The following is a 22,068-nucleotide window of genomic DNA, read 5'->3' on the forward strand; positions in this document are numbered from 1 at the left end:
GTAGGCAATCTCTTTCTTACTCCTTTAACTTTGCCTGCACTAAGTGTTTTTACTGCTTATGTAATCTTTTTGTAACCAAAAGAGAGTAAAATCCCCTAAAAAATTAAAGGGATGTCGTGCAAAAAATAGTAGACAAGAGTTTCGAATACTTATCCAAACTCTCTGCTCTATTAGTCTTAGTAGTTTTAGTCACAATTTTTTGGGTACTTTTTGAAGAGGCAAAACCCGCGATAGAAGCCTTTGGAGTTGAATTTTTAACAAACTCAAAATGGGCTCCGAACTTGGAAATATTTGGAGGAGCTCCCGCAATTTTTGGCTCAGTAGTTTCTACATTTTTAGCAATGATTATAGCTACGCCTATAGCTATAGGAATCGCTATATTTTTAACCGAAATAGCTTTTGAAAAACTTAAAACGCCTATTGGGACTGCTATAGAGATGTTAGCGGCAATCCCTTCTATAATCTACGGCATGTGGGGACTTTTTTATTTCGCACCGATTATTCGAGACTGGTTTGGAGGAAATGGATTAGGGCTCTTAACTGCTGGGATTGTACTTTCTATTATGATTTTACCTTTTATGGCCGCTATCACAAGAGATAGTATGAACACCACGCCCGATATTCTAAAAGAGTCTGCTTATGCTCTTGGAGCTACCAAATGGGATGTTATAAAAGATGTTGTCATTCCTTATGCGAAAGCCGGAATCATAGGTTCTATCATATTGGCTCTTGGTCGTGCAATCGGTGAGACTATGGCCGTTACATTTGTTATGGGCAATGTACACAAAATTCCGGACTCTATAGTCAATGCCGCTACGAGTATTCCTGTAACACTAGCGAACGAGTTTACTGAAGCTGATGGAGATCTGTATTATGCAAGTCTATTTTATCTAGCACTAATTCTTTTTGTTATCAGTTTTGTAGTTATAGCCACCGCAAAATTTTACTTTTTAAGAAAAATTAGGAAAGAGAGATGATAAAAAGAAAGATAATTAATAACATAGTTTTAGTGCTATCAACGCTATCGGCTCTAATAGGCCTATTTTTTCTTTTTTGGATATTGTGGACATTGATTTCCAAAGGTCTGGATGCTATGAGTATGAAAATTTTCATATATGACACGGCACCTCCTGGACGTGAAGAGAGCGGTCTTAGAAACGCAATAGTGGGACAACTTATTTTAGTAGGAGTAGCTTCGGCTATAGGTATTCCTCTAGGGATTTTAGCTGGAACCTATTTGAGTGAATATGGTAAAAACTCTAAATTTGCAAATTTTATAAGAGATATTAGCGATATTATGATGAGTGCACCCTCTATAGTCATCGGCGCTTTTGTATATGCTATTTTAGTTGCTCCCGTGGGACACTTTAACGGATGGGCCGGAGCAGCAGCTTTGGCAATTATGATGGTTCCAATTGTTCTTAGAACTACGGACGATATGCTAAATCTTGTACCTCAGCAACTTAGAGAAGCTGCCTATGCTCTTGGAGCGCCTAAATATAAAGTTATCATTCAAATTGTCTACAGAGGTGCTAAAGTAGGCGTCATCACAGGTGTTTTGCTCTCAATCGCAAGAATTGCAGGTGAAACGGCCCCTTTACTATTTACCTCGTTTAACAACAACTTTTTTACTACAAACCTTAACGAGGCAATGCCGTCACTTACTGTAACTATGTTTAACTTTGCTACTAGTCCTTATGAAGATTGGATAAATCTTGGCTGGGCAGCAGCATTTATCTTAGGTGTTTTTGTTTTATCTGTTAATATTTTGGGAAGATTAATTATCAAAAAAAGGAAGGTTAAATAATGGCCACTATTTGCAAAATCAAAGATGAGTTAGAAATCGATATAAAAAACTTAAGTTTTTATTATGCTAAAAGTGATAAACCAAGTCTAAAAAACATATCTATGCCTATTGCAAAAAACAGAGTTACCGCTCTTATAGGGCCTAGCGGTTGCGGTAAATCAACACTCTTGAGATCCCTAAATAGAATCCATGACTTATATCCCGGAAACAGATATGAAGGTGAAGTTATATTTGAAGGTAAAAACATACTAGATAAAAATATAGACCTAATTGATTTGAGAGTTAAAATAGGAATGATTTTTCAAAAACCAACACCTTTTCCTATGAGTATCTTTGATAATGTAGCCTACGGTCTTAGACTCCAAGGTATAAAAAACAAAAGTGAACTTGAGGGAAGAGTTGAAGAAGCTCTAAAGGGAGCGGCTCTTTGGAACGAGGTAAAAGATAGGTTAAAAGAGGACGGAAATGCTCTCTCAGGCGGACAGCAGCAGCGTCTATGTATAGCAAGAGCAGTTGCGGTTAAACCTAAAGTTTTACTTTTTGATGAACCAACATCAGCATTAGACCCGATATCCACACAGGCAATAGAAGAGTTAGTAATTGAGCTTAAAAAAGATATGACAATAGTTATTGTTACCCACAATATGCAGCAAGCGGCACGTATCAGCGATTATACAGCTTTTATGTATCTTGGAGAGCTTGTAGAACTAGGTGTTACCGAAGAGTTTTTCGTAAATCCAAAAGAACAACTCTCTGAAGAGTATATCACCGGCAAATTCGGTTGATAATATAGAGCTATTTGGCTCTACTCTCCAAAAAACCTAATACTTCATATTTTGACACATTTTTATTTGTAGAGCCGTAATAATCTCTTTTTTCTATAAGCTGGCTCATAGTAGCATAATTTTCTTTCCAAAGACCAAGCCTTTTTTGTTTAGCATACTTCATAGCTCTTTTTAGTCTCATCTCAAACATTGCCAATAAATAAGGATTAGTTGCATCTAAAAGAGCGTAACCGTTTTTAACCATTAGATAATTTAACTCTTGATCGCCATTTACTACAGGCCAGATATATTCAGGCCCTTTTTGAGCATTATTTATCTTTATATACTTTATCTTACTTCCAATCGGCATATGCTCCAAAAGATAGTCCATCGCTTCGGTATGAAGTTTTTCTCTCTCTTTATAGGAAACTTTTTTATTTTTATAGTTTACATTGGCAAACAGAGCGATACCTGCAAGCTGAGCCCTTTTCGTAACACCGTTTTGCTCTATCAATATCATATTTTCACTAAGTATCTCTTTTATAACCGCTTCCCTTGCAAACAAAAAAAGATTTAATAAAACCAATAGTAAAAGAACTTTTTTCATATCACTCTCCTTTTTTTTTTATTGTATCAAGAATGAGTTAATTATATATTAATCTCTGTAACAAAACTATCTATAAGCTCCAAAGGAGTTATGTCAAAATAGAAATTTTTCACTTCAAAACACCCTTTTGCTAACTCATTTGGATCTTTTAACAAGGTTTTCGGCTCTTTAAAATCTTTTGGCCAAAACTTGAAAGTAGGAGCTAAAGAAACTACTTTTACTTTACTTTTTTTTGCCGCTAAAGCTATAGCATAAGAGCCTACCTTATGAACCAAGCCAAAATCCCCTACCCCATCTGCTCCAAAAAGTACAATATCAACATTCTTTACAAAAAATGGGGCTGCCGCATCAGTAACAAGCGTAGTTTTAATCCCCTCTTTGCAAAGTTTTTCAGCCAGTTCTACTCCCTCATTTTTTGGTCTTGACTCGCTGCAGATTACCTCAAACTCAAAACCGGCTTTTTTCGCTTCTAAAAATGAGTTATAAACTAAAGAACTAAAAGAGTGTGTTAAAATGGTTCTATTGTCTTCAAAACATTTCAGAGAATTTTTAGCAACTTTTTCATTCGCCTTTTTAAACTCTTTTTCAAATTCTTTACAATATTTGATTATCTCTTCATAATCTAGCTCTACAAACTTACTAAATATATTAGCAAAATTGTAAATAGAAGCCATCATAGGCTGAACACTCATTAAAAATTTCAAAGCATTTTTAATATCCTCTTTTTTGCATCTTTTTATAGACATCTCCTTTATTATTTTAATAGCCATTAAGGTTAAAAAAGTAGCACCGTTTTTATTGTCATTCTTTATATTTTCAATCTCTTTTTTCCACCACTCCATTTTTTTTCCTAAAAAAGATAATCTAGTTGTAACTATTATATCTATTTTATATCTATTAAGCTAAACTACGCAAAAAACTAGGAGTAAACATGTCTGAATTGAAAAAGTTTAGATTTATAAACAAAATAGAGGGTTATTCATATATCGTTTTACTTTTTATTGCTATGCCGTTAAAATATATTTTGGGCTATGGGATAGCTACTAAAATTATCGGCGGACTTCACGGAGTCCTTTTTATAGCTTTTATTTATCAGCTTATAGTTGCCGCTAGGAGTGTCCCTTTTAGTAAAAAAGAGGCTACTAAGTTTTTTATACTCTCATTGGTTCCTTTTGGAAGTTTCTATACAGATAAATTGCTCTTTGAAAAAGAGCTCAAAAAGATAGAGCCTCTAACTATCAAAGATTTTTAATTTTAGATAGATAGCTATATTTCATATCCAGTTCAAAACTTTCGTTGGTAGGGTACTCCCTACCAAAAACCTCTTTCCATAAAGAGTGATCCTCCATACACAGATAAAAATATACTCTACCGTGCCACTCTTTTAAACTCTTGTATGCAAACCTAAACATATCTTTTTTTATATCTATAGGATACGAGAGTTTTCCGGCCGCATCTACCAAAGGCATTTGAAGTATTTTTGATTTAAATGAACGCTCTCTTAACTTTTTAATAACCGGTTTTATGAAAGTAAGAGTTCCTAAAGAGACCAGAGCAACTCTTTTTGGATCGAAATTTTGCACTAGATATTTAAAAATATCTCCATAATCTTTTTGCCAATCTTTATAATAAATCATAGGATGAAAATGAAAACCTACAAGACGACCTTTGTCGTGAATCTTTTTAGCAGCTTTTAATCTATTTTCCAAAGAGGCTGTCAGTCTCTCCTCCTTTTCTATGATAGTTTGGGGATTTAAGCTCCAAGTGGCAATGATATTTTTCGGATAGTCGTTTTCAAGTAAATATTTGATATTATCACTTTTTGTTTTTAGCTCAAGTATCACATTTGGATATTTTTTAGCAAACTCAAAAAGAGCATCTAAAACACCACCTCTGTTTCCCCACATCAAAGAATCACTCGATTGGCCTGTACCTATATGGTATATTTCGTTTAGATCAAGATTTAAAGATAGTAGTTTCTCTTTTAGATTCGTATTGAAAGTTATGGTATCTTCGTTGTAAAAAGATTGAATAGAACAGTAACTACAATCAAACCCGCAAGACTCAACCATATCAAGGGTCCAAAGATTGCAGCAGCGAGTCTTAGGACTTGCAACCGGACACATTCCAAAACCAAGTTTTTTATCAATACGAGTAAATCTGATTTTATGAGTTTTTTCCTTATCTATTTCAAAATCTTTGTAAGTTTTGGGCCTGTTTTTTATCTCTTCATATCTTTTTATCAACTCTTTTGCTACTCTTTTTTTATCTTCAAAATCGACCCATAATTTTTCCACTGGCTCTTCTTGCCACATATTAAGATCGATCGCTATATCCACAATACGCTTTAGTTCTTGAGAAGAAAAACGGTACTTAAAAGTTTTTGCTTTTATAAAATCTTTCTGACTTTTAGGAAGATTCTCAAAAAGAGTATTTTTTATCTTTTTTTCAAAATCATAAACTTTCATATCTCACACCTAAGAGCCCTATTTACCACGATCTTTGATATCTCTTCACTATCTACAATGATATTTTCGATATCTAGTTCATGTTCAAGTATCTCCTTTTCCTTTTCGTCACTAACAACTACTACAATATTTACATGAAAATCAAATCTGTTAATGATATCGCAAATAAGTCTTTTTTTCTTAAAATTTTTTATCGCAACTACAACACTGCATGCCCTTTCAATACCTACTTTTTCTAAAATCTCCTTTTTAGCGGCATTTGCCAATACTATCGGCTCCTTATTTTTAAGTCCTTCTTGTACCAGATGATAATCATGCTCTAAAACGATGTACTCTACCTCCTCTCTTTTAAGCTTTTTAATAACACTTTTCCCAAGAGGACCATAACCTACAATTACTATATGGTTTTGGAGTTTTTCAGCCTCAATATTTACTATCTCTTCAGGCTCTTTTGAAAAAAAGTCTGCTATATTTTTTAGATTTTGCAATATAAAAGGAGTTATTATCATAGAGAGTATGACTGTTGCAGTAAGTATCTGAGCAACTTCATTCTCTAAAAGTCCCTTACTTTTTGAGATCTCAAAAACAGCCAAAGCAAACTCACCAACCTGCATAAGCGCCAATGCTACTTTCAAAGCAGTCCTGCTTTGACTTTTGACTCTGATGATAACATATATAAAAAAGATCTTGATAGCCAAAATAGCCGCTAATAGTAGTAAAATCTTATACAAATTTTTAAATACAAAAAGAGGATCTATATGCATTCCCACCGTTATAAAAAAGAGCCCAAGCAACAGATCTCTAAATGGAGCAATATCCGCCTCCATCTGATATTTAAAATGGGTCTCAGCGATCAAAACTCCGGCTATAAAAGCTCCCAAAGAGTAAGAAAATCCAAGCAGATGGGCGAACAAAGAACTAAACAAAACTATAAAAAGTATAGAGCTTATAAAAAGCTCTTCACTCTCAATTTTACTTACCCAAGTTAAAATCCTTTCAAATAAAATACGTCCAAAAAAATACATTGCTATCAAAAGAATAGTTGCGCTTATGCCGATCTTAAAAAGCTGTGAAATTATGTGTCCGCTATTTCTAGAAAAGACCTCTATCATCAGCATTATAGGAATTACCGCAATATCTTGAAAGATCAAAATCCCAAGAGCTTTCCTTCCATACTGCTTGTTTATATCACCTGTGGTATTTAACATCTTAACTACAATTGCAGTTGAGGATAAAGAGAGGGTATATCCTACAATCATAGCGGTTTGTAAAGAAAAACCCAACAAGTATGCCAATAGACTAAAAATGGTTCCTACAATAAATACTTCGGCAAATCCGAAACCAAAAACATACGACTTCATCTTTAAAAGATATCTAAAAGAAAACTCCAAACCTATCATAAACATCATAAAAACTATACCGAGCTCTGAGATATGGGAAAGAAGCGAAATATGCTCAGTTTGTAAGGAGAAAATTTTAGAGATTATAATCCCGGTTAATATATAGCCTATAATCGTAGGTATATTGAATTTGGCCAATACTATATTTAAAACAAGAGCTATAAATATGGTTAAAATAAAACCCTCTAATATCAAATCCATAAAATTCCTTAAGTTATTATAAAATTTTCTTCAAATTATACTTCAAAAAGGCTTTAAAGTAAGTAACTCTACTCTCTCTTTTTTTACCTTTATAAACTTAACTTAAAATTTTACAGAATTCATCAAATAAAGATAGATTAGTATTTCTTTGTTATTAAAGATCAAACTTTTAGCAGATTTTAGCAATTTTGCAAATATAATAACATTTACTATATTAAAATTTTAAACTTTCTTTCAAGTCTAATTACAATTTTTTCTAAAGTTTTCTCATTTTCTTTAATATTTGCCAAACAGCATAATATATAGTAGATAAATTAAATCAAACTATTGCTTTTACTTGTTTTGCTCAAAATTTAAATCAAACTAAAATTTTTATTTATTTTTAATTTAGATTTTATTTATATTAATATATAATTATAAAAGAATAATATTTTTTAAGAAAGGATTGTTATGAAAATATTTAATCTTATAGTAACAATAGCTCTTTCGTTTCTTCTGTTAGGATGTGGAGGAAGTTCTGAACAAACTTCGGATACTACTTCTACTACAATTTCTGGAAGTACTTACAAGGGAATTGTTCAGAATGCAGTTGTAAACGTTTATGATTTTTCCAATAATAGTAAGGGAAAATTAATCTCAACGAGTGTTGTAGAAGATAGTAAGTTTACCGTCAGTAATATCAATGGTTCAACTCCAATATTAATAGAAATAACTAAGAATACCGATAATACGACCTATTATATTGATGAAACTAACGGCAAAAAAGTGGGTTTTAACGATCTTGTTTTAAAAACGATTATTAATAATCCTACTGAAAAATATGAGTATTTTATTACTCCGCTTACTACTTTAGCTACAGAAATGTTGATAAACGGAAAATTTTCCGATTTTGACACTGCACAGAGTACAATTTCTAAACTTTTTGGGTTATCTTTTGATAGTTTAAGCTTAACAAAGCCAAATATTGAAGGAATCGAAACTGATTCTGAAAAAACCAAAGAAAACGAATATGCTATATCCATACTATCAATGGTGGCTTATCAAAACGAAATAAATAAAATAGTAGGCACTCAATTTACATTTAAAGATTTGCTAGAACTTATTGTTAAAGATTTGTCTGACGGAATTTTTGATGGTAAAGACGGTAATGAAAGTCTAATCATTAGTGATGGAAATTTGACGTTTGCCGTCGGTGATTTACCGAAAAAACTTTCTCAAGCAGGACAAGATAGTTTGAGCATTAAAAATCCTTTATTGTTTGAAAATATGAAGGACTACTTTTTAAGAGCAGCAACTGCGGCTAGAGTTATAGAGCCACCTATAATAGATATAAAATATAGTGAAAATATTAGATTAAACGAAAAATCTCTATTGTCCGCGGATGGAAGTTATTCATATTTTGGTTATCCTTTAACGTATGCGTGGAGTATAAAATCTTCTCCTACCAACTCTAACGCTGTTTTAAGCAACAAAAACGACGCAAATACTTTTATAACTGTTGATACTGAAGGTAACTACGTCATTTCGCTTGAAATATCTGACGGACACAATAAAGTCTCTAAAGATATAAATATTACTGCCGATTTAGATGGTGACGGACTGCTATCTTATGAAGATCTCGATGTTGACGGTGACGGGATTTTAAACGAAAACGATCTTTTTCCTAACAATCCGGCGGAATTTTTGGATGATGACGGCAACGGGATAGGAAACTTTGCTCAAGAAGACGAAGATGGAGATGGTGTAGTCGATACAGAAGATGATTATCCTTTTGATGAAAATCGTTCTATAATTACAACAATTAATGAAACAGAATTTAACGGCAACCTAAACGATGCAAACGTTTTATCCGGCTCCTTGCCGTTAAAAGTATCTGGAACAGTTTATTTTGATAGCGGTACCGACGATGATTACTTTAAGTTTGACTCCGTTGCAGGTACGATTGTATCTATGGTATTAAAAAAATCAAACACAGATTTTGAGCCTATAGTTTCAATTGTAGATAGTAGTGGTAATTCTTTAGTAGCTATAAACAATATTAATTATGCCAATAATACAGTTGTTACATTTAGAATACCTACTGATGGAACTTATGCATTTATAATAACAGATAAAAACAATTATTCTGACACAAACAATACTTATGAAGCAAAAATATTTGTAGATAGTGATATGGATGGAGTAGCTGACGATTTTGAAAGAGCTATAGGGTGTAATGAAAAATCCTCAGATAGTGATGGAGATGGAATCAAAGATTTTTATGAAATATACACAAGTTCATTTGATATAGACGGTGACGGCATTCCTAACTGGTTAGATATTGACTCTGACGGTGATACGATTTTAGATGCTAATGAAGCGTTGGTAGATTACGATAACGACGGTTTACTTAATCCTTACGATACAGATAGTGACGGTAACGGCATATCTGATGATTCAGAAATTGGGACAAATCATATCAATCCTTTAGATACAGACGGCGACGGATATGCCGATTATATGGATGTGGATGATGATAACGACGGCATCCTTGATATTAATGACAATAATAGATTAACTTCGGAAGATATAAATAGTTCAGCAACTATTTATATCGAAGGAAATATTAATTCTGTAAAAATACCAAACTTTGCTCAGACTGGTGGGGTATTAAATATAACGGGCGAAAATTTTGATCAAAACGCGATTGTACTATTGATAGAACAAAACGGAGTGCATAATCTGGTTCCAACAGAAATAAATAGTACAAATATAACGGTAACATTACCGAAAATTATAGGTCAAGCTATTGTTAGAGTTTACAATAACGACTATTTGACCGCAAGCGATAATTTAAATATAGTCGAGGCTACTAGTCCGGTACTTTATGAAGTAGTTTATCCAAATACACAGCAGTATGCACTAGATGGAGATACAGTAACTTTAAATGGCGTAAATCTATCCAATATTGCTTCTGTAAAAGTAAACGACATCGAGATTAAAACCTTTTACGCAACCAATACGAGCGTATCTTTTGACGTAAATAGTTCTATTAGTTCTGGTACGGTAAAAGTAACAACTTTAAACGGTGAAAGTAATGAATTGCCAATCTTTATAGGAAAAACAATTAACGGTAAAGTCGTACTACCTCAAGGTTCCTCTTATAACTATTCGGATTTAAAAGTAGATTTTGCCGGTATCGAATATAATATAAACGACGATGGTAATTTTACTATGGTTATTAGAAACAGAGGCTCTTCGTCGATAACTGTATTTACGCCTGAAGACGCGAGTGGAACTAGTGCTTATTATTTATCGGCTCTTGTATTTAGCGATGACAATGCTAGTATAATAGTGGATACTAACTCTACGGCTATTGATATAATGTTCTCAGCTTTTAATGCCGGTGTGGCAGATATAGATACACAGAAAAAAATTTACGATATTATTAAAAACAACATTGATGCATTTGCAAAAAATCTAGCCGAAAATTTAGGTAACAACCCTTATTATATCATGGAAGCTTCACAGGAATATATTGACGCTTTGGCAACATCTAAAAGCCTTATACAAGAGCAGTTGGAAAAAGAGTCTATTTTTACGACAATTTCTATTCAAAGCATAAAAGTTAATGAAATAGACGGTTTTAGTGTATATAAAACTGGAGATCCAATCGATGGAAAAATTCTTATAGAAAACGATACAATGGTTTTTGCCGATTTTATGATTACAGATAGTGCTACCGGTAAGATTATTAGAGATTATGTTAACGAGTTTTATAATGATGGGTTATTATCGCCTCAAGATTCAACTTTCTTTTTATATAGAGCCTATAAGGCTACTTACGATGTAAAATATAGGAGTTGTAAAGTAAATATAAAAACTCCAAAATTTGAAGGCATGACTCTATCAAATTTCAACAAATTACCTGAATATAAACTTGCTATTAGAACTTTGATAAGTCAAGGTATATTTCCAATTATTAGTACAGCTATTGGTATAAATATAGATAATAAAGCTCAATCTGTATTATTAGATTATGTAATTATTCCGGCCTTAAACGGAAACGCTATTGATTATTGGCAAGAAGGAAAGGTTGGGGATGGTTTTAGTAAATTTGTTGAAGATATTATAAAAATTATTGCTAAAGATGACGACGTACAAAAAGCTTTAATAAAAGTTTTAGGTTGGGATAAAAAGTTTTTCGGAAAAATAGCTACAAAACTTATTGCTAAAACTGCTACAAAAGGATTTCAAGTTGCAGCTACTGCAGTCGATTTGGGATTAACCGTTTTAGATTTTGCCACTATAAAAGACGAGATAGAGTTTATAGTAAACTTTCCTATAGAAATAACTGATATTTATCCTACTTCAGTTAAAAAAGACGGTTTTTCTAAAACTATATATCTGGAAGGAAGAGGGCTGGATAACTACTGCTCCGAATATGAAAAAGAGTGGATATCTTATCTTCCTCCTAGATACATTAATGTTTGTAAAACATGGCATTATCCTACTGTTACTATCAAATCTGGTAACGATATAATAGATTTGGATCTACATAAAGAGGATGAAAGCTTATACTATTTTGAAATACCTAGTGACTTTTTAGAAAATGCAACAGAAGATATAAATGTTACAGTTACGCATGTTCACAATGATGAGCAATGGATAGATGAACTTATAAATATTACTGTTGCGGCACCTAAAACAATCTCTATAGTTGATAAACTTTCTATAAGCAAGATTACACCAGATAGTGGAGGTTCTGGAACTATAGTAGTTATAAGTGGCGCTGGATTTTCTACAAATCTGTTAGATAATAAGGTCTATTTTACTACTAACGATGGAACAACTCTTGCAACAGTTATAGATGCGACTGAGTCTGAACTAACTGTTCAGGTACCAAAAGGAGTTGTAACAGGAGACGTTTGGGTAAGTGTGGATAATGAAGAGAGTAACAGACTAACTTTTACGGTATCAACTACTAAAGTAACTATAGAGTTTGGCGATAACGGTAGCTTAACTGATGATACTTTTTCTTTAGATTTCGATAATGGAAAAGTTATAAAAACAATGCCTTATCCTATGGTTACTGACAGCGTAACGGTAGAAATGGAACCCGATGTCATATATACTGTTAAGCTTATTGGTATTACTGCACCGGATGCTATAGGGACTTATTATATAAGTTTTCCGTCCGAAGTTGAAGTTCTGCCAAATAGTGATGAGTTAAGTGGATATGACCTGACTGCTGGCGTCGTTAAAACCTTTTATATAAGATTAAACTCTGCTACAAGTACCGTAAATATAGTCAATACGTTTAACCAAAGCATTAATTACGTTCCACTAAAACAAATAATAATTCAGCCAGAAACTAGATAAGCAATTTCTAGAGTAAGGTTTTCTTACTCTAGAAATTTAGTAACAATGTAAGTTAATAAAGAATATAAATGAAAAAAATAAACTGGATTGCTTTAATCGTTGGTGTTATAATATGTATGACATCATTAAATTCATTTATCGGCAAACTTAATGACAATACCGTTGGATTTAGAGGTTTTTTCTCCATAGGAGAATGGGGTTATATTTTATTGCCTATTTTATTTATTATTGGAATATCCATTGTAAGCTATGCTTTAAATCTACCTTTCAAAATATCCAAAATAGGTAATATACTTTATAATGCTGTAGTTGATGCTTTTAAAAGTAAATTAAAAAAATAATTCTTAATAATTCTCAAATGATAATATTCAGTTAACCCTTTTTAGGACAAAAATGATTATCTAATATTTTATGATGAAAAATATCTCTTTTTTTTATAAATAGGATTGTGTCCACTATTTTTAATATCTGGAAAAATTTTAGAAATCGTGTCCCATTTCAAAATAGTTAATTATCGTGACATTTTTTTTCGGTATATGAAAAACATTTCTTAAAATCAAATATATTTAATATATTTTGCTAAAATTTTAAAGAAAAAATTAAAATAGATTAGTTCCAAATTTAATGCTAAATAAAGTTAACCACGATATGAAAAAAATCAAAATCTTAATAGTTGAAGATGAAAGTTTGGTGGCTCTAGACATCGCTGAGATTGTGAAAACGGGACTTAGTGCCGAAGTAAAGATTGCAAACTCTTTTAAAAGTGCATTAGATATTTTTGAAAAGTTTGATCCAGATATTTTATTTTTAGACATAAAAATAGAAGGAGAACTAGACGGTATCGATATAGCTAAGGAAATAAAACGCAAAAAAGAGCTTCCGGTGATTTTTATAACCGCTTACAATGATGATAAAACCTTGCAAAGAGCTTTTGAAACCTTCCCGAAAAACTTCATAGTCAAACCTTTCAAAGAAGAGGATATTCTAACGTCTGCAAAACTTGCCCTAAACTCTATCGAAAAAGAGCAGATCATAGCTTTTGACGAAATATTTTCTTTCAATCTAAAAACAAAAGAACTCTATAAAAAAGGCAAAACTATTAAACTTACAAAAAAAGAGAGTCAGCTTCTGTATCTTCTAGTAAAGAGTAAAAACTCTATAGTTACATTTGATACGATAGATTATGAAATCTGGCCCGAAGATCTCGTTAACAATAATACAAGAAGAACTCTTATCTATAGGCTTAGAAAAAAACTCGACAACTGTTTTTTGGAAACAGTTTTCGGTATAGGATGCAAGTTAAATATAAAAGAATAGTTTTTATATTTTTATCTAGTGCGTTAAAGTTTGACCCCTGTATCGTTTGGCAGAGTGAAACGAACTTCACTCCGCGCTAAAATTTACCCTCTAACACAGGCATTCAAATAGCATCACTCAAAAAGAGATAGATCTATAACTACCAAACCGCTACCACCATCCGCCACATAGGCTTTTGTGCCGTCACTTGAGAGGGTAACGCCATAAGCCCAACCTGCCGTATCGTAGGAGCCAAGCAGGATTGGATTAGCTGAATCAGAGATATCTATAATAGCCAAACCGTTACTATAATCTGTTGCATGTACTTTTGAACTCTACTAGAAAAGACACTATAAATTGTGATACTTTTTCTCATCTTTTGAAATTTTCTTTTTTTCTCTTATCATTTTAGCATATTTATAAATCCTCCTATGCTCTGGCTGTATAAATTTTTGGATCACTATACTTCAATAGCATAGCATCGGCTAATTCTGGAATTTTCATAGTTCTTAGTTCTTATAACCTTTATACGTTCCATAGTATCCTTCCGTATTACTCCAAGTGCCACTAACTTCACCTGTAATAGTATTTATATTTCCGCTAAAAGTTACACCATATGAGGCATCTCCCATAACCATTGTTCCATTAGTTCCATCTGTAATATTTCCTGATAAAGAAATATTTCCATATAAATCAGAATATGCTACTCCTTGAATATTTCCATTTGAATCAATACTAAATTCCCATATACCACTATCGTCTCCAGAATATGTACCACTATAATTTCCAATATATGAAGTTATTTGACTATTTGACGAGTCTTCAGAAATTAATTCCATAGTAATAATTTCTATGCTTCCATCACTATTATCATAAACATTAATTTCATAACTTGTTGCTGTTTTTTCTATAACACTAATTTCCCATTTTCCGTATCCGAAATTAATTTCATATAAATACTTAAATAAAAGTGTAAAATCCTCTTTTGATAATGGTTCTGATATGTTAAGGTTAGATATGTCATAAGATATATTTCCTATATATGTTGTACTACAATCATAATGCCAATCTTCACCAATATATGTGAGAGTTTTTATAATTCCATTTTCACTTGTAAAATTATAAGTTCCAGTAGCATAATTTGAACAATAATCATATTTTCCAGTAGAGGACCAAGTACTGGAAAGTATGGAAGTATTATCTGATGGAATATTAGGATCTTGTTAAAAATAATAACGATATAATACACCATTACTAAGATCATTTATTATAATAGTATGTAATCCATCAAAATAAACAGTTAATTCTCCATCTATACCATCATTTGATAGATTTTTGATAGAATCAATGTATTTAATATCGTAAGGATTTTTTACATCTAAAATAATTTTCTTGATTTATACTGTGATTTACTGCTATTACCAATACTCCATTTTTTAAGTCCATATCAAAAATATTTAAACTACCTGTTCCATACCATGTAAAGCCAAATTTAGAAGGAATATCAATATCTTCAACTTTCCTAGGAATACCATTACTATCTATTGTATAAATGTTAAGAGATGTTTCTCTTAGAATATAAAGATAATCATTATATATACCGATTAGTCCTGCTTGCAAAGTATATGTTACTTCAAAACTTGAACTATTTATAATATATATATCCTCTAAAGCTCCATTTTGGGCAATAATAAAATCTTTTATTTTTCCACCTCTTGAACCATGATAATATTGTGTATATCTACTTCTTATACCTTCAATTTGGCTTATTTTTTTTTAAAACTGGTGAAGTAGGAAAAGATACGTCTATAACTGCAGCAAAATCATTTGAAATAAAATATAGGTCGTTGTTTTCTTTATATATATAAATAGACTTATGTATCCCATTATATTCATAAGGTAGACATCCATCTATTGGGAAATTAGTAATATTTTCGTAACTTGTTCCCGACTATTTTGATATCAATAAGTTACAGCCTGTATTAGTATCATTTTCATATTTATATAAACCGTCAAATAAGGTGTAAGATACAGGATTGAAAGCAATAGTAGAGATAATATCAAATGTATTTTGATCTATAATTTTAGTTTCCCTATTCAAAGTATTATAATCCAAAATTGCTATATAATTTCCTGCTTGAACGATACCTCTAGAATAAAGTTTAGGATAATTGACAATAAATGAATCAGTTGTATCTTTTAAAAAAGTTACAAAACCATTTCTGCTTGCAAGAAGTGAAGTGTTGCTGTTTATACTATCACTATCGCCACTACTACTACCAGCACCACAACCGACTAATGTTAAAATCAGGGATAAAAAGAACACTAATCTTAAATACATTTTATCTCCTCCTTTACATAAAACTTAAAAAATATTAACAAACAAACATCACAAATTTGTTTCAATTTTTTGAATTTAAAAAATTATTTTAAAAAGGCTTTTTCCGTTTTTAGAGTCGATAAAAAAATCGCCTTTTAGCTGCATTGAAGAGAGAGTTTTTACAAGAAGAAGCCCTATGGAGTCACTTTTTTTGGAAGGATCAAAACCTTTTCCGTTATCTTCTACTAAAAGTATATATTTTTCATTCTCTTTATATAAAGATATTTCTATTTTTCCGCCGTTTTTGCCAAAAGCGTGTTTTATAGAATTTGTTACAAGTTCGTTTACTATAAGCCCGCAGTAAATGGCTTTTGCCATATTAAGATCTGCATTTATATCAAAAACTATTTCGATATTTTTACTGTTTGTAGTACTTTTTAATATTTCGTTTACAATACTGACAAAGTAGTTTTTGGTATCAATTTTGCTAACTTCGTTTTTCTTATATAGAAGTTCATGAAGTTTGCTGATGGAGCTTATTCTATTTTGAGCCGTTTTTAAAATATCTTTAGCGTTTTCGTCAACAATTTTGTTACTTTGTAATCTTAAAAGAGATATTATCATCTGCATATTATTTTTGACTCTATGGTTGAGCTCCTTAAATAAAACGTCTTTTTCATCCAAAGCTTTCAACAGCTGCTGCGTCCTTTCTTTTACCATCTTTTCTAGTCTGTTTTTCTCCTCTTTTTGCAGTTTTATCAAAAGTGCATCAGCTGCAGCTTTTTCCGCCTTGAGCCTGTTGATACGATCTGCCAAACCGATGGAAAATATTAAAGCTTCAGCGGCGATTCCCGCTTGAACAAGATATGGAAAGTTAGACAAAAATTCCAAATGCCCAAGATTGTATAGCCCCATCAAAGCCATAGAAGTTACTACACAAAGCCATCCAAAAGCAAAATACCTAGCCTGTGTGACGTTTTTTTTAAGCGCTAAAAAGATAATAGCCATAAATACAAAAGAAAGAGGTATCAAAAGAGCAATCATTATATTTGCATCCGGAACAAATGATGAAAAAGCTATATAAAAAGGCATGATTTTTAGTATTTTATCCGCCTTAGGCATATACTTTTTGGTCTCCAAAAAAGTTCTAGTAAAGGGAGGGATAAAGATCAAAGTAGCAGCTATTATAAAATGTATATAAATTCTATGTTCTATAGGTTTTTGCAATATAAAAAATTCCAAAAACCCAGTGTAGTAAGCTTGATGGAGCAATACGCCCAAAAGATAGGCACAATACCACAAATAAGTTTTGTCTTTCGTAAAGAAATATATAAAAAAGTTATAAATCAAAAGTGCAAGTAGAGCCCCAAAAAATAAAGCGTATACAGTAAATCTTACTATTTCATACCTATCAAAAGCACCATATTCCCAAAGAATGGGCTTAATAATTAGTGAAGACACGGGTGAGCTTGTATAGATATAAAACTCTTTCTCTTCTTTTGGAGCAAAATGTAACTCAAACCTTGGAGTAAAGTTAAAGTGATTTTTACCTAGCAGTAAAGTGCCTTGCTTTGAGATATAATCTCCAAATAAAGTCGCATATCCAATATGCGGCCAATCAAGCTCCAAAATCTTTTTTTGATACAATTGAGAATCGTTTTTATAGATGCATTTTAGCCATACTTCAAGTTCCGGTCGAAAACTAAAATTAATAAAAGATTTTGAAGTAGTTTTCCAGTTATCGTCTGACAACTTTTTAATTTCTTCTATAGATAAATTTTTATCGTAGTTTTCTAGATACCGACATAGAGAAAATATCTCGATTCTCTCAGCAGCCAATAAATGAATATTTAATAAAAATAAAAGAAAATAAAAAATTGACTTTTTCATTTTTCACTCATTTTTGGCGCAAAAAGCGCCAAGTTTAAGGTAGCAGTATACCCCTTATCATAAAGTAGATCATAGCTGCCAAAACAGCTGCTGCGGGAACGGTAATAAGCCAAGCTGCTACTATCATTTTAAGAGCGCTTCTTTGAACTAGTTCATATTTTTTAACGGCTTTTAAAGCCTTTTTCTCAATTTTGGTAAGTTTTATCTCACCGTCTACTAGTTTTGCGATAACCGCTTTTTCACGGTTTATCTTTTCTATCAAAGCTTTTACTACAAAAGGATCGGCTTTTTTAGGATCTCCTAAAGATTCAAGAGCTCTTTCATACTCTCGTAACTTTTCCATCTCTTTTTCTAAATGAGCCTCTTTAAACTCTTCCATCAACTCCTCTTCGCTCTTTTTCTCCCTCTCTTCTAGTTTCATCAAATATTCTCTTAAAAATCCAACCCCAAAAACCCCACCAACGGCTATATGGGTAGAGCTTACCGGAAGTCCAAGAGCAGAAGCAACTATAACTGTAATCGCGGCCGCTAAAGCTATACAAAAAGCTCTTATTTGATCAAGTTCGGTTATCTCGCTTCCAACCTTTTTTATAAGCTTAGGACCATAAAGGGCTAGTCCTATAGAGATACCAAGAGCTCCCACAAGCATAACCCAAAGTGGAATTGGTGCTTTTTTACCGAACTCTCCACTCATTATGGCATCATTTATCCCAGCAAGCGGCCCCACCGCATTTGCTACGTCGTTAGCTCCGTGAGCGAAACTAAGCAGTGCGGCGCTAAATATCAAAGGTATGGTAAATAGAGTATTTATCGATTCTCTATCGTTTGCAAGTTCGTTTGCTTTTTTGGCTATTAGAGGTTTTACGAAAAGATATATTATAGCGGCTATGATAAAACCGATTGATATTGCAAGAGGTAGAGGCACCTTTATGATATGTTTTATCCCTTTTACTATCAAATAGCTAGAAAACGCCCAGCTCATAATAGCTATATAGATAGGAACCCACTTTTTTGCCGCTTCGATTTTATTCTCTTTAAAAATCACGTTTCTCTTTATCAGATACAAAAATCCTGCGGCTATCATACCTCCAAGAACTGGAGATATTATCCAAGAAGCGGCTATTTTTCCCATTGTCCCCCAGGAGACTATGCTAAATCCCGCCGCTGCAATCCCAGCGCCCATCACTCCTCCAACTATAGAGTGAGTAGTAGAGACGGGAGCGCCGATTGCCGTAGCTAGATTTAGCCAGATAGCTGCCGCTAAAAGAGCTGCAAGCATCAACCAGATAAAGGTTTGAGTATTTGCTATCAAGTTTGGATCTATTATACCTTTTTTAATAGTTCCAACAACATCGCCACCGGCTATTAACGCCCCTGCAGCCTCAAAAATCGCGGCTATTATAATGGCTCCCATCAAACTTATAGCACCGCTACCAACCGCAGGTCCTACATTGTTGGCCACATCATTAGCACCTATATTCATAGCCATATATCCGCCGAAAATTGCCGCGATAATAAGCAGAGTTCTATTTTCTATACCAGAAGAGTAGATAGATACATATATCATAACACCTAAGATAAAAAGTAAAGCGATAAAAATCCTTCCCGCATCTTTAATATCAAATTTTCTAGCTCTTTTAACATCCGGATAATGCTTCAGCTCCAACTTTACTCCTTTTGATTGATAAACTTTATTTAAAACTAAAAACTGTTTTTACCTTTAGACTCTAGCCTAATTTCTACTGATTTTGCATGGGCTTCCAAGCCCTCAACATGCGCTAAAATTGCCGCTGCTTCGCCGATATCATGCATAGCTTGGCAACTAAAAGAGATGATTGAACTTTTTTTCATAAAATGTTCCACATTTAAAGGAGAATAGAACTTAGCAGTACTTCCGGTAGGAAGAGTGTGGTTTGGGCCTGCTATATAGTCTCCAATTGGTTCAGGAGTATTTTCTCCTAGAAAAATAGCTCCTGCATGTTTTATTTTAGGTAAAAGTTCAAAAGGGTTTTTGGTAATAACTTCTAAATGTTCCGGTGCAATTTGATTCATAAGAACAATAGCCTCTTTCATACAACTAGTAACTATAATAGCTCCTCTTTCATCTATAGACTTTTGTGCTATCTCTCTTCTTTTTAAAATTTTAAGAAACTCATTTATCTCAAAGTCCACACTTTTTGCCAAATCTTCGGAAGTGGTTATCAAGATGGAACTTGCCATCTCATCATGTTCGGCCTGACTTAAAAGATCAATAGCAACATATTTCGCATTTGCACTTTCATCAGCAAGTATTCCTATCTCGCTAGGACCCGCTATCATATCGATATTTACTTCTCCAAAAACAAGTTTTTTAGCTGTTGCGACAAAGATATTTCCCGGTCCCGTTATAACATCTACTTTAGGTATGCTCTGGGTCCCATAAGCCATAGCGGCTATAGCGCTGGCTCCACCAACTTTATAAACTTTTTCTATACCGCACAAATGGCAAGCGGCTAACAATAAAAAGTTTGGCTCGTTGTTAGGAGTCGGAGTCGTTACTACAATCTCTTTTACTCCGGCAACTATAGCTGGAATAGCGTTCATCAAAAGAGAGCTTGGATACGCCGCTTTTCCTCCGGGGATGTAGAGTCCGGCACTATCTACAGGAGTAACTTTTTGACCCAAAATAGTTCCGTTATTTTCAAAGTCAATCCAGCTTTTTGGAAGCTGCTTTTCGTGATAAGTTTTGATTCTCTCATACGCTAGATGTAAAGCGGCTTTTAATTTTTCGTCTAGTTCATCATAAGCCTTTTTCATCAAAGCCGGATCTATCATAAGTTCATTACCGTTTTTAGGTTCCCATCCGTCAAATTTTGCGATATGTCTAAAAAGCGCTTTGTCCCCTTCGCTCTTTATCTCAGCTATTATATTTTGTACGAGGGGAGTAACACTCTCTATATCCATATCAGATCTGTTTAAGATCTTCTCAAACTCTTTTTTAAAATTTTGACTCTTTGTATATAGTATCTTCATCTACTATCCTTGATATGTTATTATCAGATTTTACCAAACTTTGTTTTATATCTAGCTATCATGCTCTCATTTCCTTTTAGACCACCTTGGTGGATGTATAAAAGGGGATTTGGAATTAGGAATTGGGAATTGGTTAAAATAGTTTTAAAGGCTATAGGATCATATAACAGATCAAATTCTATACCTGTTTCTTTTTTTAAATCTAACCAGATCTCGTACAGTTCTTTGTAAAGTTTTCCAAATCTGTACTTTTTTGGAGGATTTAAAATAGTAGGATGAAATTTTTCATTTGGTTCAAGAGAAAAAAACTGTTTTTTAAGATAGGTACCCTCAGCAACGCAAGGAACAGTATAAACTTGTAAGTGGGAATTAGGAATTGGGAATTGGGACAAATTTTTTTGTAAAAATAGAGCAGTTGTGCCTGTTCCTGAAGGCAAAAAGAGATTTAATTTTTTAAAATTTTTCTCTTTTGCCCACTCAATAATCTCAGTGGCCAATATTTTTATACCTTCTTCGGCCTCTTTACACCTTCCCCCTTCTGGAATGATTAAAGTATCTCCAACTATTTTTATTTCACTCAATAGATTTAAATCACCAATGTCCAATGTCCAATGTCCAATATCCATTAACTTCATTCCATTTTCAAGTGCCGCTTTTAAATTGCCGTTAGGATTTTTCAAAACCTTTTCATTGATTCTTGAAAAATATTCAAACTCCCAGCCTTTTAATTTTGCTAAAACTGATAGTGAATACATTGCATTTGACTGCATTGATCCAAATAAAACTACCCTCTTTATATCTGGAAATTCATTAATCAAAAAGTAGTAAAATTTTCTAGCTTTGTTACCGCTAAAATCTAAATGCAGTAGATCATCGCGTTTTATGTAGAAGCTTTTGTTTTTGAAGGTTATCTTTTGGACAGGTGAGTTTTTTAAAATCAAA

The 22,068-nt window shown here is 32.8% G+C and carries 19 protein-coding genes and 1 pseudogene; 7 read left to right on the plus strand and 13 right to left on the minus strand.

The window, feature by feature from the left end:
* Positions 1-116 precede the first annotated feature (116 nt).
* From pstC to pstB, 3 genes are read left to right on the plus strand one after another with little or no spacing between them, the layout of a single operon-like run.
* Positions 117-977: a phosphate ABC transporter permease subunit PstC gene (pstC, locus tag NIL_RS07195; protein ID WP_187647126.1), complete on the plus strand. Its 861-nt coding sequence runs from the start codon at positions 117-119 to the stop codon at positions 975-977.
* Entirely contained in the window at positions 974-1,807 is an 834-nt protein-coding gene (gene pstA / locus NIL_RS07200) for a phosphate ABC transporter permease PstA (RefSeq protein WP_187647127.1), read from the plus strand. The genes pstC and pstA overlap by 4 nt, the downstream gene beginning before the upstream one ends.
* Complete coding sequence (pstB, locus tag NIL_RS07205) at positions 1,807-2,592, plus strand: phosphate ABC transporter ATP-binding protein PstB (protein ID WP_197972062.1); 786 nt, start codon at positions 1,807-1,809, stop codon at positions 2,590-2,592. Before pstA ends, pstB begins: the two co-directional genes overlap by 1 nt.
* A 10-nt stretch (positions 2,593-2,602) precedes the next feature.
* Here the strand turns inward: pstB and NIL_RS07210 are convergent, their stop codons facing one another.
* Together NIL_RS07210 and NIL_RS07215 are read right to left on the minus strand one after the other, a co-directional pair.
* A complete protein-coding gene (locus NIL_RS07210; RefSeq protein ID WP_187647128.1) occupies positions 2,603-3,178 on the minus strand; it encodes a thermonuclease family protein in 576 nt (191 codons plus the stop codon).
* A gap of 41 nt (positions 3,179-3,219) precedes the next feature.
* Entirely contained in the window at positions 3,220-4,020 is an 801-nt protein-coding gene (locus tag NIL_RS07215; RefSeq protein ID WP_187647129.1) for an eIF2B alpha/beta/delta subunit family protein, read from the minus strand.
* Between the two features lie 89 nt (positions 4,021-4,109).
* Between NIL_RS07215 and NIL_RS07220 the strand changes: the two genes are divergently transcribed.
* Positions 4,110-4,430 (plus strand): DUF3817 domain-containing protein, encoded by a 321-nt coding sequence (locus tag NIL_RS07220; RefSeq protein WP_187647130.1) that lies wholly within the window; start codon positions 4,110-4,112, stop codon positions 4,428-4,430.
* On the opposite strand, the gene NIL_RS07225 is transcribed toward NIL_RS07220, so the two are convergent.
* A complete protein-coding gene (locus NIL_RS07225) occupies positions 4,417-5,646 on the minus strand; it encodes an SPL family radical SAM protein (RefSeq protein WP_187647131.1) in 1,230 nt (409 codons plus the stop codon). The two genes, NIL_RS07220 and NIL_RS07225, sit on opposite strands and share 14 nt — an antisense overlap.
* The gene (locus NIL_RS07230; RefSeq protein ID WP_187647132.1) at positions 5,643-7,247 is read right to left on the minus strand and encodes a cation:proton antiporter domain-containing protein; all 1,605 of its coding nucleotides are present in this window, start codon (positions 7,245-7,247) and stop codon (positions 5,643-5,645) included. Before NIL_RS07230 ends, NIL_RS07225 begins: the two co-directional genes overlap by 4 nt.
* Before the next feature lie 450 nt (positions 7,248-7,697).
* On the opposite strand from NIL_RS07230, the gene NIL_RS07235 reads away from it, so the two are divergent.
* The 3 genes from NIL_RS07235 (at position 7,698) to NIL_RS07245 (ending at position 13,925) form a co-directional block, all read left to right on the plus strand.
* Complete coding sequence (locus tag NIL_RS07235) at positions 7,698-12,608, plus strand: IPT/TIG domain-containing protein (RefSeq protein ID WP_187647133.1); 4,911 nt, start codon at positions 7,698-7,700, stop codon at positions 12,606-12,608.
* A gap of 68 nt (positions 12,609-12,676) precedes the next feature.
* On the plus strand, positions 12,677-12,949 hold the full coding sequence (locus tag NIL_RS07240) for a hypothetical protein (RefSeq protein ID WP_187647134.1): 273 nt from the start codon (positions 12,677-12,679) through the stop codon (positions 12,947-12,949).
* Positions 12,950-13,256: 307 nt separating this feature from the next.
* Positions 13,257-13,925, plus strand: coding sequence for a response regulator transcription factor (locus tag NIL_RS07245; RefSeq protein WP_187647135.1), 669 nt, complete (start codon positions 13,257-13,259; stop codon positions 13,923-13,925).
* 113 nt (positions 13,926-14,038) lie between these two features.
* Here NIL_RS07245 and NIL_RS07250 read toward each other — a convergent pair whose 3' ends face one another.
* The 9 genes and pseudogenes from NIL_RS07250 to NIL_RS07285 all read right to left on the minus strand — a co-directional run bounded on the left by NIL_RS07250 (position 14,039) and on the right by NIL_RS07285 (position 22,067).
* Positions 14,039-14,167, minus strand: coding sequence for a hypothetical protein (locus tag NIL_RS07250; RefSeq protein ID WP_370686707.1), 129 nt, complete (start codon positions 14,165-14,167; stop codon positions 14,039-14,041).
* Positions 14,153-14,209 (minus strand): annotated as a pseudogene (locus NIL_RS11145) (hypothetical protein); the annotation flags it as partial. The pseudogene NIL_RS11145 and the gene NIL_RS07250, both read right to left, overlap by 15 nt.
* Before the next feature lie 204 nt (positions 14,210-14,413).
* Positions 14,414-14,743, minus strand: coding sequence for a hypothetical protein (locus NIL_RS07255; protein WP_187647137.1), 330 nt, complete (start codon positions 14,741-14,743; stop codon positions 14,414-14,416).
* Between the two features lie 514 nt (positions 14,744-15,257).
* Complete coding sequence (locus NIL_RS07260) at positions 15,258-15,524, minus strand: hypothetical protein (protein WP_187647138.1); 267 nt, start codon at positions 15,522-15,524, stop codon at positions 15,258-15,260.
* A gap of 331 nt (positions 15,525-15,855) precedes the next feature.
* Positions 15,856-16,245: a hypothetical protein gene (locus tag NIL_RS07265; protein ID WP_187647139.1), complete on the minus strand. Its 390-nt coding sequence runs from the start codon at positions 16,243-16,245 to the stop codon at positions 15,856-15,858.
* A 75-nt stretch (positions 16,246-16,320) separates the two neighbouring features.
* A complete protein-coding gene (locus tag NIL_RS07270) occupies positions 16,321-18,114 on the minus strand; it encodes a 7TM diverse intracellular signaling domain-containing protein (RefSeq protein WP_187647140.1) in 1,794 nt (597 codons plus the stop codon).
* Between the two features lie 34 nt (positions 18,115-18,148).
* On the minus strand, positions 18,149-19,780 hold the full coding sequence (locus tag NIL_RS07275) for an inorganic phosphate transporter (RefSeq protein ID WP_187647141.1): 1,632 nt from the start codon (positions 19,778-19,780) through the stop codon (positions 18,149-18,151).
* Between the two features lie 35 nt (positions 19,781-19,815).
* Positions 19,816-21,126, minus strand: a complete 1,311-nt coding sequence (gene hisD / locus NIL_RS07280; RefSeq protein ID WP_187647142.1) for a histidinol dehydrogenase — start codon at positions 21,124-21,126, stop codon at positions 19,816-19,818.
* Positions 21,127-21,149: 23 nt separating this feature from the next.
* A complete protein-coding gene (locus NIL_RS07285; protein ID WP_246434422.1) occupies positions 21,150-22,067 on the minus strand; it encodes a 1-aminocyclopropane-1-carboxylate deaminase/D-cysteine desulfhydrase in 918 nt (305 codons plus the stop codon).
* Between the last annotated feature and the right edge of the window lies 1 nt (position 22,068).

It is taken from the genome of Nitrosophilus labii, assembly GCF_014466985.1.
GTDB lineage: Bacteria > Campylobacterota > Campylobacteria > Campylobacterales > Nitratiruptoraceae > Nitrosophilus_A > Nitrosophilus_A labii.

What these genes read in the sequence shown, in the direction of transcription:
- NIL_RS07265 (WP_187647139.1), bottom strand. Translation starts at nt 16,245, where the DNA reads ATGTATTTAAGATTAGTGTTCTTTTTATCCCTGATTTTAACATTAGTC.
- pstB (WP_197972062.1), top strand. Translation starts at nt 1,807, where the DNA reads ATGGCCACTATTTGCAAAATCAAAGATGAGTTAGAAATCGATATAAAA.
- NIL_RS07220 (WP_187647130.1), top strand. Translation starts at nt 4,110, where the DNA reads ATGTCTGAATTGAAAAAGTTTAGATTTATAAACAAAATAGAGGGTTAT.
- pstA (WP_187647127.1), top strand. Translation starts at nt 974, where the DNA reads ATGATAAAAAGAAAGATAATTAATAACATAGTTTTAGTGCTATCAACG.
- NIL_RS07215 (WP_187647129.1), bottom strand. Translation starts at nt 4,020, where the DNA reads ATGGAGTGGTGGAAAAAAGAGATTGAAAATATAAAGAATGACAATAAA.
- NIL_RS07225 (WP_187647131.1), bottom strand. Translation starts at nt 5,646, where the DNA reads ATGAAAGTTTATGATTTTGAAAAAAAGATAAAAAATACTCTTTTTGAG.
- hisD (WP_187647142.1), bottom strand. Translation starts at nt 21,126, where the DNA reads ATGAAGATACTATATACAAAGAGTCAAAATTTTAAAAAAGAGTTTGAG.
- NIL_RS07255 (WP_187647137.1), bottom strand. Translation starts at nt 14,743, where the DNA reads ATGGAATTAATTTCTGAAGACTCGTCAAATAGTCAAATAACTTCATAT.
- NIL_RS07230 (WP_187647132.1), bottom strand. Translation starts at nt 7,247, where the DNA reads ATGGATTTGATATTAGAGGGTTTTATTTTAACCATATTTATAGCTCTT.
- NIL_RS07210 (WP_187647128.1), bottom strand. Translation starts at nt 3,178, where the DNA reads ATGAAAAAAGTTCTTTTACTATTGGTTTTATTAAATCTTTTTTTGTTT.
- NIL_RS07245 (WP_187647135.1), top strand. Translation starts at nt 13,257, where the DNA reads ATGAAAAAAATCAAAATCTTAATAGTTGAAGATGAAAGTTTGGTGGCT.
- NIL_RS07235 (WP_187647133.1), top strand. Translation starts at nt 7,698, where the DNA reads ATGAAAATATTTAATCTTATAGTAACAATAGCTCTTTCGTTTCTTCTG.
- NIL_RS07270 (WP_187647140.1), bottom strand. Translation starts at nt 18,114, where the DNA reads ATGAAAAAGTCAATTTTTTATTTTCTTTTATTTTTATTAAATATTCAT.
- NIL_RS07240 (WP_187647134.1), top strand. Translation starts at nt 12,677, where the DNA reads ATGAAAAAAATAAACTGGATTGCTTTAATCGTTGGTGTTATAATATGT.